This window comes from Nonomuraea sp. H19, assembly GCF_052068215.1.
GTDB lineage: Bacteria > Actinomycetota > Actinomycetes > Streptosporangiales > Streptosporangiaceae > Nonomuraea.
In genome coordinates, this window is sequence record NZ_JBQHCV010000017.1 from 70846 (window position 1) to 83202 (window position 12357).

The 12357-nt window shown below is 69.5% G+C and carries 15 protein-coding genes and 1 riboswitch; of the genes, 10 read left to right on the forward strand and 5 right to left on the reverse strand.

The window, feature by feature from the left end; all coding sequences use genetic code 11:
* Positions 1-3 precede the first annotated feature (3 nt).
* From folE to ACTMTI_RS33165, 6 genes are read left to right on the forward strand one after another with little or no spacing between them, the layout of a single operon-like run.
* Entirely contained in the window at positions 4-609 is a 606-nt protein-coding gene (folE, locus tag ACTMTI_RS33140) for a GTP cyclohydrolase I FolE (RefSeq protein ID WP_441124590.1), read from the forward strand.
* A gap of 50 nt (positions 610-659) precedes the next feature.
* On the forward strand, positions 660-1517 hold the full coding sequence (gene folP, locus ACTMTI_RS33145) for a dihydropteroate synthase (RefSeq protein WP_441124591.1): 858 nt from the start codon (positions 660-662) through the stop codon (positions 1515-1517).
* Positions 1514-1960 carry a nuclear transport factor 2 family protein gene (locus ACTMTI_RS33150; RefSeq protein ID WP_441124592.1) on the forward strand — a complete coding sequence of 149 codons (447 nt, stop codon included), beginning with the start codon at positions 1514-1516 and terminating at the stop codon, positions 1958-1960. The genes folP and ACTMTI_RS33150 overlap by 4 nt, the downstream gene beginning before the upstream one ends.
* Positions 1950-2315, forward strand: coding sequence for a dihydroneopterin aldolase (folB, locus tag ACTMTI_RS33155; protein WP_441124593.1), 366 nt, complete (start codon positions 1950-1952; stop codon positions 2313-2315). Before ACTMTI_RS33150 ends, folB begins: the two co-directional genes overlap by 11 nt.
* Complete coding sequence (gene folK / locus ACTMTI_RS33160; RefSeq protein ID WP_441124594.1) at positions 2312-2815, forward strand: 2-amino-4-hydroxy-6-hydroxymethyldihydropteridine diphosphokinase; 504 nt, start codon at positions 2312-2314, stop codon at positions 2813-2815. The genes folB and folK overlap by 4 nt, the downstream gene beginning before the upstream one ends.
* Positions 2812-3267 carry a DUF3180 domain-containing protein gene (locus ACTMTI_RS33165; protein WP_441124595.1) on the forward strand — a complete coding sequence of 152 codons (456 nt, stop codon included), beginning with the start codon at positions 2812-2814 and terminating at the stop codon, positions 3265-3267. Before folK ends, ACTMTI_RS33165 begins: the two co-directional genes overlap by 4 nt.
* On the opposite strand, the gene ACTMTI_RS33170 is transcribed toward ACTMTI_RS33165, so the two are convergent.
* From ACTMTI_RS33170 to ACTMTI_RS33180, 3 genes are read right to left on the reverse strand one after another with little or no spacing between them, the layout of a single operon-like run.
* The gene (locus ACTMTI_RS33170; protein ID WP_441124596.1) at positions 3252-3464 is read right to left on the reverse strand and encodes a hypothetical protein; all 213 of its coding nucleotides are present in this window, start codon (positions 3462-3464) and stop codon (positions 3252-3254) included. The genes ACTMTI_RS33165 and ACTMTI_RS33170 overlap by 16 nt on opposite strands.
* The gene (locus ACTMTI_RS33175) at positions 3457-4584 is read right to left on the reverse strand and encodes an acyltransferase family protein (protein ID WP_441124597.1); all 1128 of its coding nucleotides are present in this window, start codon (positions 4582-4584) and stop codon (positions 3457-3459) included. Before ACTMTI_RS33175 ends, ACTMTI_RS33170 begins: the two co-directional genes overlap by 8 nt.
* The gene (locus ACTMTI_RS33180; RefSeq protein ID WP_441124598.1) at positions 4581-5726 is read right to left on the reverse strand and encodes an NADH-quinone oxidoreductase subunit D; all 1146 of its coding nucleotides are present in this window, start codon (positions 5724-5726) and stop codon (positions 4581-4583) included. Before ACTMTI_RS33180 ends, ACTMTI_RS33175 begins: the two co-directional genes overlap by 4 nt.
* 123 nt (positions 5727-5849) lie before the next feature.
* Here ACTMTI_RS33180 and ACTMTI_RS33185 point away from each other — a divergent pair, with 123 nt between their 5' ends.
* Positions 5850-6506, forward strand: coding sequence for a DoxX family protein (locus tag ACTMTI_RS33185; RefSeq protein WP_441124599.1), 657 nt, complete (start codon positions 5850-5852; stop codon positions 6504-6506).
* A 3-nt stretch (positions 6507-6509) separates the two neighbouring features.
* On the opposite strand, the gene ACTMTI_RS33190 is transcribed toward ACTMTI_RS33185, so the two are convergent.
* Complete coding sequence (locus tag ACTMTI_RS33190) at positions 6510-7817, reverse strand: aminotransferase class V-fold PLP-dependent enzyme (protein ID WP_441124600.1); 1308 nt, start codon at positions 7815-7817, stop codon at positions 6510-6512.
* A gap of 45 nt (positions 7818-7862) precedes the next feature.
* Positions 7863-7978, reverse strand: a riboswitch (SAM riboswitch).
* Positions 7979-8102: 124 nt separating this feature from the next.
* Here ACTMTI_RS33190 and ACTMTI_RS33195 point away from each other — a divergent pair.
* Together ACTMTI_RS33195 and ACTMTI_RS33200 are read left to right on the forward strand one after the other, a co-directional pair.
* Positions 8103-8840, forward strand: coding sequence for a TerC family protein (locus tag ACTMTI_RS33195; RefSeq protein WP_441124601.1), 738 nt, complete (start codon positions 8103-8105; stop codon positions 8838-8840).
* 9 nt (positions 8841-8849) lie between these two features.
* Positions 8850-10043: a cytochrome P450 gene (locus ACTMTI_RS33200; RefSeq protein WP_441124602.1), complete on the forward strand. Its 1194-nt coding sequence runs from the start codon at positions 8850-8852 to the stop codon at positions 10041-10043.
* On the opposite strand, the gene ACTMTI_RS33205 is transcribed toward ACTMTI_RS33200, so the two are convergent.
* Entirely contained in the window at positions 10027-10989 is a 963-nt protein-coding gene (locus ACTMTI_RS33205; RefSeq protein ID WP_441124603.1) for an SAM-dependent methyltransferase, read from the reverse strand. The genes ACTMTI_RS33200 and ACTMTI_RS33205 overlap by 17 nt on opposite strands.
* A gap of 458 nt (positions 10990-11447) precedes the next feature.
* Between ACTMTI_RS33205 and ACTMTI_RS33210 the strand changes: the two genes are divergently transcribed.
* Positions 11448-12338, forward strand: coding sequence for a Rossmann-like and DUF2520 domain-containing protein (locus tag ACTMTI_RS33210; RefSeq protein ID WP_441124604.1), 891 nt, complete (start codon positions 11448-11450; stop codon positions 12336-12338).
* Positions 12339-12357: the final 19 nt, after the last annotated feature.

Here is a 12357-nt window from a genome sequence, read left to right on the forward strand (position 1 = left end):
ACATTGTGTGACCCAGCACGGAGATATTGCGTGACACAGCACGACGTAGACCTGGGGCGGATCGAGAAGGCCGTCCGCGAGATCCTCTACGCCATCGGCGAGGATCCCGACCGTAACGGCCTTCTCGAGACGCCCGCCAGGGTCGCCAGGGCCATGGCCGAGCAGTATTCAGGGCTCGGCCAGACGCCGGAAGACGTGCTGACCAAGGTCTTCGACGTCGATCACGACGAGATGATCCTCGTCAAGGACATCGAGGTCTATTCGACGTGTGAGCACCATCTGGTCCCGTTCCACGGCCTGGCCCACGTCGGCTACATCCCCAACGAGAACGGGCAGGTCACGGGTCTTTCCAAGCTGGCCCGCCTGGTGGACGTGTTCGCCCGCCGCCCCCAGGTCCAGGAGCGCATGACGTCCCAGATCGCCGACGCGCTCATGCGGGTGCTGGAGCCGCGCGGGGTGATCGTGGTGGTCGAGGCCGAGCATCTGTGCATGACGATGCGCGGCGTACGCAAGCCGGGTGCCAGGACCGTCACCTCGGCCGTCCGCGGCGACTTCCGCACCAGCGACAAGACCCGCTCAGAGGCCATGGCGCTCATTCTCGGCCGCTGACTGGGTACCCACGATGTCGGCATGTGTGAGGGAACGCCTAGGCTTGGCCCATGACTAGCGTGCCCATCAACGTGCCGGGAGGTACGCAGCGGTGCCTCGTCATGGGTGTGGTCAATGTGACGCCTGACTCGTTCTCGGACGGGGGCTTGTGGTTCGACGAGGAGGCCGCCATCCGGCACGGCCTCGAGCTGGTCGAGGAGGGCGCCGACCTGGTCGACGTGGGCGGCGAGTCCACCCGTCCCGGCGCGGCGAGGGTGTCGCTGGAGGAAGAGCTGGCCAGGGTCGTCCCGGTGATCAGGGCGCTGACCGCCGAGGGGGTGACCGTCAGCGTCGACACGATGCGCGCGGAGGTCGCCAAGGCCGCGGTCGAGGCAGGTGCGCGGCTGGTCAACGACGTGAGCGGCGGGCTGGCCGATCCCGAGATGCCGCGCGTGGTGGCCGCGACCGGCGTCCCCTACGTGGTGATGCACTGGCGCGGCCACAGTCATGACATGGACAGCCGCGCCGTTTACGCGGACGTGGTCACGGAGGTGCGCGAGGAGCTGAGCAAGCGGGTCGATCTGGTGCTGGCCGAGGGCGTGTCGGAGGAGCAGATCGTGCTCGACCCCGGCCTCGGTTTCGCCAAGAACGCCGAGCACAACTGGGCGCTGCTCGCCGGGATCCCCCAATTGGCCGAGCTGGGCTATCCGCTGCTCATCGGGGCATCGCGCAAGCGGTTCCTGGGGCGGCTGCTGGCCGGGCCCGACGGCACGCCCAGGACGTTCAGCCGCAGCGACGATGCCACGCTGGCGGTGACCGCGCTGGCCGCGCGTGCGGGCGCCTGGTGCGTACGTGTGCACAGCGTGGGCCCCAACGCCGATGCCGTACGCGTGGCCGCCGCATGGAAGAGAGCCGGAGCCAACACATGAGCGTCGACACGGCCGCCATCGAGACGGTCAATCAGGAGTTCTACACCGCCATCGAGAGCGGCGATCTCGACAAGATGACGGACATCTGGGCGGAGGACACGGCCGACGACCAGGTGAGCTGTGTGCATCCCGGCTGGACCCTGCTTGCGGGCCGGTCGGAGGTGCTCCGGTCATGGGCGCTGATCATGGCCAACACCACCTACATCCAGTTCGTGCTGACCGACGTCAACACCACCGTGCTGGGCGACGTGGCCGTGCTCACCTGCGTGGAGAACATCCTCACCGCAGGCGAGGAGGGTGAGTCGAGCTTCGCCGCGGGCAAGGTGGTGGCCAGCAACGTCTACATCCGCACCCCGCAGGGCTGGCGGCTGTGGATGCATCATGGCTCGCCGGTGCTCCAGGGCGACGACGACGAGGAGGAGGAAGGCGAGCTTGAGCGCTGATCGCATCGCTCTCAAGGGCCTGCGCGCGCGGGGGCGGCACGGCGTGCTCGCTGCCGAGCGGGAGCTCGGGCAGGAGTTCGTGGTCGACGCGACGCTGTTCCTCGACACCGCGCCGGCTGCGGCCGACGACGATCTGACCAAGACCGTGCACTACGGTGAGCTGGCCGAGGACCTGGTCGAGGTGGTGCAGGGCGAGCCGGTGGAGCTGATCGAGACGCTCGCGCAGCGCCTGGCGGACGTGTGCCTGGCCCGCGAGCTGGTGCACAAGGTCGAGGTGAGCGTGCACAAGCCGGCGGCGCCGATCCCGCTGCCGTTCGACGATGTGGTCGTGACGATCGAGCGGAGCCGCGCATGAAGGCCGTTCTCGCCCTCGGCAGCAATCTGGGCAACAGGTTCCAGATCCTGCAGGGCGCCGTGGACGCCCTGTTCGACGCCCCGGGGCTGGAGTTCGTCAAGGCGTCGCCGGTCTACGAGACCGACCCGGTCGGCGGGCCTCCCGGTCAGGACGCCTACCTCAACGCCATCGTGATCGCCGAGACCACGCTGCCGCCGCGCACGCTCTTGGAACGGGCGCAGAGCGTGGAAAACGCCTTCGGGCGGGTCCGCTCGGAGCGCTGGGGGCCGCGCACGCTCGACGTCGATCTGATCGTCGTGGGTGACACCGTCTGCGACGACGTCGAGCTGACGCTGCCGCATCCGCTCGCACACGAGCGCGCGTTCGTGCTCGTCCCGTGGTCGCAAGCCGATCCCGAAGGCGCGGTGCCCGGCCGCGGCCGGGTGGCGGACCTGCTGGAGGGGCTCGACACGCAGGGTGTACGCCTGCGCGCCGATCTGAACCTGCAGAGGCCGGATTGAAGCCCACACACCCCGGCCGGCTGGTCGGCATCCTCGTCATCGTCGCCCTGCTGTCGTGGGCGTTGGTCCGGCAGTTCTACTCCGAGCTGCCGCTCATGCCGTGGACTGCGATCCCGACGGTGCTGCTGGTGGCCATCGGCGAGGGATACAGCGCGTGGGCCACCAAGGCCAGGATCGCCAGGAAGCCGGGGACCAAGCCCGTGGAGCCGCTGGCGGTGGCCCGGCTGGCCGCGCTGGCGAAGGCGTCGGCGTACGCGGGGGCGGCGTTCGGGGGGTTGTTCGCCGGGTTCGCGCTCTACACGGTGCAGATCCTGGACCGGGAGACACCGCGCGAGGAGTTCTTCATCGCGATGGGCTCGTTCGTGTCCTGCGTGGCGCTGATCTGCGCGGCTCTCTATCTGGAGTACGCCTGTCGCATTCCGAAGGGCCCGGAGGATCAGAAGCCGAAATAGCGCCATCCGTCCTGCTCGCCGGACAGGTCCTCGCCGTTCTGCCGCCGGGCCTCGCGACGCAGCCCCTCCTGCCACATCTCGCAGTGCAGCACGCGCAGCGCGCGCCGGATCACGTCGCTCGGCCGCTCGCCTTCTCGCATGGCGGCGCGGATGATCCGCTCGTCCTCGGCATTGGCTCGGAAGCCGATCTCAGCCATGGTCCGAGCCTACGGAGCCGCCGACCTCCTCGTCCTGCGTTTGCTTGACCGGCGGGCGACGGCGGCCAAAGAGGTAGATGACGGGAGCGGTGCAGATCAGCGGCCCGATGACGGCGATCGGGCGCTCCAGCCACCATTTCAGGTCCGGCGGGATCTCGGTGCCGAGAGTGCCGAACAGCCACCACGACAGCCCCAGCGCGATCGCCATCCCGGTGGTGTGGAACAGGAACAGCGGCAGCGCGTACCGGTTGATGAAGGCGTTGGCCCGGCTCCAGCGCGGCCGCCGCAGCACGCTCTCCATTGACGGCCGCAACACCTCGACCAGCCCGATCTGGAACAGCAGCAGGGCCACGATCACGAAGGTCGGCGGCGCCATGTTGGACCACTTGTCGCCGGGCACGCCCACCATCGAGCCCGGGTAGATGCCCGAGTAGACCAGCCCGAAGAGCGCGAACATGCCGGTCCAGAGCAGGGCGATGTCGTAGCGCCTGGGCAGGGTCACGATCCGGTCGTAGAAGAAGCCGGCCTGGTGGGCCAGGCCCCACACGATGACCATGTTGAGCCAGCCCACCGCGTCGATCCCGTACCGGAAGCGCACCACGTCCACCACGAGCGCCGCCCCGCCGAGCCAGATCAGGGTCAGCACGTCGTAGCGGCGGTGCAGCCAGAGCGCCACCGGCAGCAGCGCGATCAGCACCAGGTAGACGCCGAGGAACCACAGCGGGCTGAGCACCAGCAGCACCACCCGCCACATCCAGTCGACCCCGAACGTGTACGTGACCACCGCGCCGACGATGATCCACACCCCGGACAGGAACAGCGCCGGTAAAGCCAGCGCACGGAGCCGCCGCAGCACGAACGCGCCGATGCCGACGCCGCGTGCCTGGGCCCGGTTCCAGGAGAGCAGGTGCACGTGGCCGCCGACGTAGAAGAACAGTGGCAGCACCTGCAGCAGCCAGGTGAGGATCCACAGGCCCGAGGTGAAGCCCAGAGGGCTGGTGGGCTCGGGGCCGTGCGGTTTCCACTCCAGGATCGTGAACGCCCAGTGCCAGACCACCACCACGACCAGGCTCAGAGCGCGGAGCCAGTCCACATATCGGTCGCGCTCGTGGGTCTTCACTTGTCGATGTCACCCACGACGAAGAACATCGACCCGAGAATGGCCACCATGTCGGCCACCAGGTGCCCGGGCAGCATCTCGCGCAGCACCTGGATGTTGCTGTAGGAGGCCGAGCGCAGCTTGAGCCGCCACGGGACCTTGTCGCCCTTGGAGACCAGGTAGTAGCCGTTGATGCCGAGCGGGTTCTCCGTCCACGCGTACGTGTGCCCCTCCGGCACCTTGAGCACCTTCGGCAGCCGCTGGTTGATCGGCCCCGGAGGCAGCGAGCGCAGCCGGTCGACGCACGCCTCGGCGAGGTCGAGCGAGATCTTGAGCTGCTCGAACAGCACCTCGAAGCGGGCTCGGCAGTCGCCCGCGCTCCGGGTGACGACCTTCACCGGCAACTCGGAATAGGCCAGGTACGGGTCGTCGCGCCGCAGGTCGAAGTCCACACCGGAGGCACGGGCGATGGGGCCGCTGACGCCGTACTGCATGATCTGCTCGCGTGTGAGCACCCCGACGCCCTTGGTGCGGGCGATGAAGATGTCGTTGTGCAGGATGAGGTTCTCGATGTCCGGCACCCGGCGGCGGGTCTCCGCGACCGCCTCCGACACCCGGTCCAGCCAGCCGAGCGGCAGATCCTCCTTCAGCCCGCCGACCCGGTTGAACATATAGTGCATGCGCCCGCCGGAGATCTCCTCCATGACGGCCTGGATGCGCTCGCGCTCGTTGAAGGAGTAGAACAGCGGCGTGATCGCGCCCAGCTCCAGCGGGTAGGAGCCGAGGAACATCAGGTGGTTGAGCACCCGGTTGAGCTCGGCCAGCAAGGTCCGCGCCCACACGGCCCTGACCGGCGGCTCCATGCCGAGCAGGCGCTCGGCGGCCAGCACCACGCCCAGCTCGTTCGCGAAGCCGGACAGCCAGTCGTGCCGGTTGGCGAGCATGATGATCTGACGGTAGTCGCGGACCTCGAACAGCTTCTCCGCGCCCCGGTGCATATAGCCGATGATCGGCTCGGCGGTGGCGATGCGCTCGCCGTCGAGCGTCAGCCGGAGCCTGAGCACGCCGTGCGTGGACGGGTGCTGCGGGCCGATGTTGAGGATCATGTCCTCGGTGGCCAGCTCTTTCGCGCCCGCGCCGATTCCGACCACACGTTCCGTCATACGGCCCATGCTGCCACCGTCCCTGGTGGTGATCCAGTGCGGGGGATGGTCAAGGAATTGTATGGAAATGCATCGCTAGTCCCTGCTTGGGGAGGAGGGGATGGAATGGGGGGAGAAATCACCATGAAGAGAGTTGTGTTCGATGTCGCGGCTCTGATCGCACGGGTGGCGACCGGCGTGATCTTCGTGGCCCACGGCTGGGAGAAGTGGCAGAGCGGAATGGGCGCAACGACGCAGGGGTTCAGGCAGATGGGGATCCCCATGCCCGGGCTCGCCGCCGGTTACGCCACCGTCGTCGAGGCCGTCGGCGGCATCTTCCTGATCCTCGGCCTGCTGGTGCGGCCTGTGGCGCTGCTCCTGCTGATCAACATGCTCGGCGCCATCCTCTTCGTGCACGGGACGAAGGGGGTCATGGTGACCACCGGCGGCTGGGAACTGGCCGGCGCGCTGGGCGCGCTCAGCCTGCTGTTCCTGGCGCTCGGCGGCGGCCGGATCGGGATCGACGGCCTGATCGGCTCGATCACCCGCAAGCGCTCCGAACGCCGCGCGGCGAAGGATGAACTGGCGGCGCACGGTCGCGGCGACACCGCCATGGGAGGGCCTGGAGCGGCCTCCCAGCGGACGGGAGGCCCGAGGACGCCCGCGGAGTCCGCGACGCCGGCCGAGCCGCCGAGGGTGCCCCGGCAGCCGACCCACGACGACGGCATGAGGGACATCGACTCCCTGGTCACCGACGACCAGCAGCAGCACCCGAAGCCGCCGAAGCCGCCGAACCGCTGAGCGTCAGCGGGCGACGAGGTCCCTCAGCGCCGCGATCAGCCGGTCCACGTGCTCCTGTGTGGAGCCGATGCCGATCGAGGCCCGTACCGCGGCGACCGTTCCGTCCTCGCAGCCTTCGACGCGCTCCTGGTCGTCGCGCTCGGGCGTACCGAGCAGGTGCTGCAGGAACGGGTGCGCGCAGAACTTGCCGTCGCGCACGCCGATGCCGTACTCGCTGGACAGCACCTCGGCCACCTCACGAGCCGAGTAGCCGTCGACGGTGAACGACACGATGCCCACCCGCGGGTGGTCGTTCCCCCACAGCGACAGCTCTCGTACGCCCTCGATCGAGGCCAGCCCGGACCGCAGCCGCGCGATCAGCCGCTCCTCCTCCCGTACCAGCGCCGTCCAGCCGGTGGCGCTGAGCGCGTCGCACGCGGCGGCCAGCGCGATGGCGCCCAGCACGTTCGGGGTGCCCGCCTCGTGGCGCGCCTCGGGGTCGTCGTGCCACTCGACGGTCTCTCCCACCGAGCGCACCGCGCCCCCGCCCTTGAGGTACGGCTCCCCCTCGGCCAGCCAGTCCCGCCGCCCGACCAGCACTCCGGTGCCGAACGGCGCGTACAGCTTGTGGCCCGAGAACGCCACGTAGTCCAGGTCGAGCGCGGTCAGGTTGACCTGCCGGTGCGGTACGAGCTGCGCCGCGTCCACCAGGATGCGGGCGCCGTGCCGATGCGCGATGTGGGCCAGGGCGGCGACGGGCCACAGTTCGCCGGTGACGTTGGACGCGGCGGTGACGACGAGCAGCTTCGGCCCGTCGATCGCGGCCAGAGCCTCGTCGGCGGCGCGTACGGCATCGCCGGGGAAGGCGGGCGGCGCCAGCCGTACGGACTGCTTCCACGGCAGGAGTGAGGCGTGGTGCTCGGTGTCGAAGACCACGGTGGTGGTCCCGGCGGGCAGGCAACCGGCCAGGAGATTCGTGGCGTCGGTGGTGTTGCGGGTGAAGATCACGGCGTCGTCGGGGCGGGCGCCGACGAACGCCCTGACCGTCTGGCGGGCCTGCTCGTACCTGGCGGTGGTGAGCTGGGAGGCGTAGCCGGCGCCGCGGTGGACGCTGGAGTAGGCCGGGAGCGCGGCAGTGACGGCGGCGCTGACGGGCTCCAGACAGGGGGCGCTGGCCGCGTAGTCGAGATTGGCGTACCCGACCAGCCTGCCGCCCTTGACCGGCACCTCGAGGTCGGCCCCCAGCACCGCCGGAATCGGCCGGTGGCCGGTGCCGGCAACGCCCGTGGGAGCCTGGGCGGGGACGGAGTTGAAGATCGTCAGCGTGGACACGGCACATCTCCTCAAGGGTCATCGGACCCCTGGAAGCAGCCACGGAGCCCGCGCTTGCCCGCCACCCCTCGTGGCGGACCAGGTCTTCACCCGGGGCACCCCGCCGCGGACGCGAGGGTTGCCGGCCAGCTAGCCGGGGCTTGTCGCTGGCACTCATGACCTATGTGCCGCACTATAACCCAACCACCGCCTTGTTTTGCAAGCCGCGAACTTCTGCGGGTCCTGACTCGTTGGTACCGGAAGTCGTCAATCGCGTGGCATGGAGGTGCACAGATGTTGGCCTGGGTGACGGACCCACAGATATGGATCGGCTTCTTCACTCTGGTGGCCCTGGAGATCGTGCTAGGGATCGACAACATCATCTTCATCTCCATCCTGGCCGGGAAGCTACCGCCGGAGCAGCGGGACAGAGCCCGTGTGCTGGGTCTGGCCGCGGCCCTGATCAGCCGCCTGCTCCTGCTGCTCGGGCTGTCGTGGGTCGTGCAGCTCACCGAGCCGTTGTTCGCCGTCTTCGGCCATGACATCTCGGGGCGCGATCTGATCCTGCTGCTCGGCGGCCTGTTCTTGCTGGCCAAGAGCGTCACGGAGATCAGCCACAGCATGGACGCCCCCGGCGACAAGGACGGCAAGAAGGCCGCCGCCGCGTCCTTCGCCTCGGTGATCATGCAGATCATGGTCCTCGACATCGTGTTCTCGCTCGACTCGGTCATCACCGCGGTCGGCATGGTGGACGAGCTCGGCGTGATGATCGCGGCGGTCGTGGTCGCGGTGCTGGTGATGCTGTTCGCCTCCGGGCCGATCAGCCGCTTCGTGGACAAGCACCCGAGCATCAAGATGCTGGCGCTGGCGTTCCTGGTGCTGATCGGCGTGGTGCTCGTCGCCGAGGGCATGGGCCAGCACATTCCCAAGGGCTACATCTACTTCGCGATGGCCTTCTCGGTCATCGTGGAGCTGCTGAACATCCGGATGCGCAGCAGGCACGCCAAGGAGCTGGAGCCGGAGGAGACTCGTGATCAAGCCTAAGATGAAGTAGTGCGCTTTGACCCCTGGAATCCGGATTTCGTGGCCTACCCGTACCGGGTCTATGACGAGCTGAGGCGCGAGGCGCCCGTCTGCTACTTCGAGCCGACGAACCAGTGGCTGATCTCGCGCCACGCCGACGTGAACACCCTGCTCAGGGACCGCCGCCTGGGCCGGTCCTACCTTCACGTCGCCTCCCACGAAGAGTTCGGCAAGCAGCCCGAGCCGGAGTTCCAGGAGCCGTTCTGGCGGGTGATCAGGGCAGGCATGCTCGACGTGGAGCCGCCGGTGCACACCAGGCTGCGCCGGCTGGTCTCCAAGGCGTTCACGCCGCGCATGGTCGAGTCCCTGCGGCCCCGCGTGCGGGCCATGGCCGAGGACCTGGTGGACGCGTACGTGGAAAAGGGCGGCGGGGATGTGATCGCCGAGGTCGCCGAGCCGTTGCCGGTGACGGTGATCGCGGAGATGCTCGGCATCCCCGAGAGCGACCGCGAGCTGCTGCGCCCCTGGTCGGCCGGCATCTGCGGCATGTACGAGCTCAACCCCGGCATCGAGGCTCAGCACACCGCGGTACGCGCGGCGGCGGAGTTCGCCGGCTACCTCAAGTCTCTGGCCGGCGAGCGCCGCGAGAAGCCCGGCGACGACCTGATCAGCGCGCTCACCCAGATTCCCGAGCTGACCGAGGACGAGCTGGTCGGCACCTGCGTCCTGCTGCTCAACGCCGGTCACGAGGCCACCGTGAACGTGACCGGCAACGGCTGGTGGTCCCTGTTCAGAAACCCGGACGAGCTGGTACGGCTGCGCGCGGACCGCTCGCTGCTGCCCACGGCCGTCGAGGAGCTGATGCGCTGGGACACGCCGCTGCAGATGTTCGAGCGGTGGGTGCTGGAGGACATCGAGGTCCACGGCGTGACGATCCCGCGCGGCTCGGAGGTGGCGCTGCTGTTCGGCGCGGCCAACCGCGATCCGGCCGTGTTCGAGGACGCGGACCGGCTCGACGTGGGCCGGGCCGACAACCCGCACATCTCCTTCGGGGCCGGGATCCACTTCTGCCTCGGGGCGCCGCTGGCCCGCATCGAGCTCATGGAGTCGTTCGGCGCGCTGCTGGACCGGGCGGCCAAGCTGGAGCTGCGGCAGGAGCCTGTCTGGAAGCCCGGCTACATCATCCGCGGCCTGCACGCCCTGGAACTCAGCGTCGCTGGATGAGCCAGCCGAAGCCGCCGAGCCCCGACGGGTCGATCAGCTCCGCCTCCTCCGAGGCCCTCGCCAGGGCGCGGAGGTAGGCCCGCGGATCGGTGCGGGCCAGGTCGATGGGGGGCCGTGCGCCGGTTATCCCCAATGCCCGCAACGCGGCACGCTGTGTGGACAAGGCTGTGGATATCGCACCGGCTCGCCGACCGGCCTCCGCGCACGCGTCGAGCGCGACATGGGCCGTGATATCGCAGGTCGCGTCGGGGATAGGGGCTACCACCGCGCCGTCGCGGTAACCGGTGAGCGTGCCGCACAGGGGTCGGTTATCCACAGGGTGTGCATAATCGATGGCGATGGCCCGGCCCCTGGTGAGGCGGGTCACGACCGACGCCCACGCCTCGTCACGGGGCCTGCCGATCTCCGCGCGCGCGCCCACGCGGCACAGCGGCCACCACCGGTCCAGCCACTCACGGTCGGCCGGGGCCGGAGGTCCGTCCAAGCGCTCGTCGCCCGTACAGACGTTGACCATGACCAGCCGGGGACCCTCCGGCGTCTGCTCCGCCACGTCGAGCGGGATGTTGTCGAGCCACTCGTTGGCGATGGCCAGGCCGGTGATGCTCGCCGGCAGCTCGCTGCTCCAGTCGATCCGCTCGGGCAGGCCCTCCGGCCTGGGGGACAGATCGACGGCGGTGACGCGCAACCGGGCGCGCAGCGCGGGCTCGGCCGCGGCCAGCACCTGGGCGACGAGCATGCCCTCGCCCGCGCCGACGTCCACCAGGTCGAGCGCGTCGGGCTCGCCGAGCTCGGCGTCCACCTCCCTCAGCAGCGCCAGGACCGCCTCGGCGAACGCGGCCGAGGCGCTGACGGAGGTGCGGAAGTGGCCCGACGGCCGTTCGCGGAGGTAGAAGCCCTTCTCGCCGTACAGCGCTCGCTCTGTTGCGGCGCGCCACGTGAGCCACATGTCCTGGACTATCTCCTGACCTCCTCCGCCACGCAAACGCTCCGCCCTCGCCTGCGAGCCGAAGTCCTCCGCCGCCCCTGTCACGAGACCAAGGTGGCACAGAGGGTCAGCAGATGGCTACCCGGTGTTGTCGGTACTGCTGAGCAAGGGGGAGCCCGGACCGGCGCGGTCCGATCCGGGCTCTGTCCCGGCCGATCAAGTCGGCGGATGAACCGGCCGGCGCACCTCCAAGAGGCTCACACTCTGTGCGGGCGTCGCGTCCGGGTGAAGGACTCGGCGCCCGCGCCTGTTGAGATGAACCCCTTTCCTCATCTCTTCCGACAGGGGGTGCACCGTTTTGTATGCCCTTGTCCGTTTTGCCGTTAACTCAACATGCGGCAAAACCGTGGTCACATATGCACACCTGAGAGGCCGTTACGCTGGTCGGCAGTGCCACCAGTCGACAGGGGTGTGACGTCATGGACGCAGGTGATCGCCCGGCCCGGCTGACTGTCGGCGTGCTCGGGGCGGGCAAGGTCGGCTCGGCTCTCGGTGCCGCGCTGGCGCAGGCAGGGCATCGCGTCGTGGCCGCGAGCGGTGTCTCGGACAACTCCCAGCGTTGGGCCGCCGAGCGGCTCGGCGTGACGCTGTCGCGACCCGACGAGGTGGTGGCGGCTGCCCAGTTGATCCTGCTCACCGTGCCCGACGACGCGTTGCCCGATCTCGTCAACGGGCTGGCCACCACCGGGGCCGACCTCCGGGGCAAGCTGCTGGTGCACACCAGCGGGGCTTACGGGCTGTCCGTGCTGGACCCGGCGGCCAAGGCCGGCGCGCTGCCGCTCGCGCTGCACCCGGTGATGACGTTCACGGGCAGGGACGACGACCTCAACAAGCTCACCGGCATCTCGTACGGCGTGACCGCGCCCGACGTGCTGCGGCCCATCGCCGAGGCGCTGGTGATCGAGATGGGCGGCGAGCCGGTCTGGATCGCCGACGCCGACCGCGCGCTCTACCACGCGGCGCTGGCCGGGGCGGCCAACCACATGGTCACGCTCATCGCGGAGTCGTCAGACCTGCTCCGCCGCATCGGCGTCGATCACCCGGGCCGGATGCTCGGCCCGCTGCTCGGCGCCGCGCTCGACAACGTGCTGCGGCTGGGCATCGCGGGTCTGACGGGCCCGGTCGTCCGCGGTGACGCGGGGACCGTGCGCAAGCACGTGGACGCGCTGATCCTCGCGGCCCCGGAAGCCGCCGACGCCTACATCGCGCTGGCCCGGCTGACGGCCGACCGGGCGCTGGCGGCGGGGTTGCTCAAACCGGAGGAGGCGGAGCGGCTGCTCGACGCGCTGGGGGGCAATATATGGACCTGACAGTCGCGGGCGGAGGGCA

Excerpts from the sequence above, each read along its gene's own strand:
- ACTMTI_RS33150 (WP_441124592.1), top strand. The coding sequence starts at position 1,514 with ATGAGCGTCGACACGGCCGCCATCGAGACGGTCAATCAGGAGTTCTAC.
- ACTMTI_RS33170 (WP_441124596.1), bottom strand. The coding sequence starts at position 3,464 with ATGGCTGAGATCGGCTTCCGAGCCAATGCCGAGGACGAGCGGATCATC.
- folK (WP_441124594.1), top strand. The coding sequence starts at position 2,312 with ATGAAGGCCGTTCTCGCCCTCGGCAGCAATCTGGGCAACAGGTTCCAG.
- ACTMTI_RS33205 (WP_441124603.1), bottom strand. The coding sequence starts at position 10,989 with ATGTGGCTCACGTGGCGCGCCGCAACAGAGCGAGCGCTGTACGGCGAG.
- ACTMTI_RS33185 (WP_441124599.1), top strand. The coding sequence starts at position 5,850 with ATGAAGAGAGTTGTGTTCGATGTCGCGGCTCTGATCGCACGGGTGGCG.
- folP (WP_441124591.1), top strand. The coding sequence starts at position 660 with ATGACTAGCGTGCCCATCAACGTGCCGGGAGGTACGCAGCGGTGCCTC.
- ACTMTI_RS33210 (WP_441124604.1), top strand. The coding sequence starts at position 11,448 with ATGGACGCAGGTGATCGCCCGGCCCGGCTGACTGTCGGCGTGCTCGGG.
- ACTMTI_RS33180 (WP_441124598.1), bottom strand. The coding sequence starts at position 5,726 with ATGACGGAACGTGTGGTCGGAATCGGCGCGGGCGCGAAAGAGCTGGCC.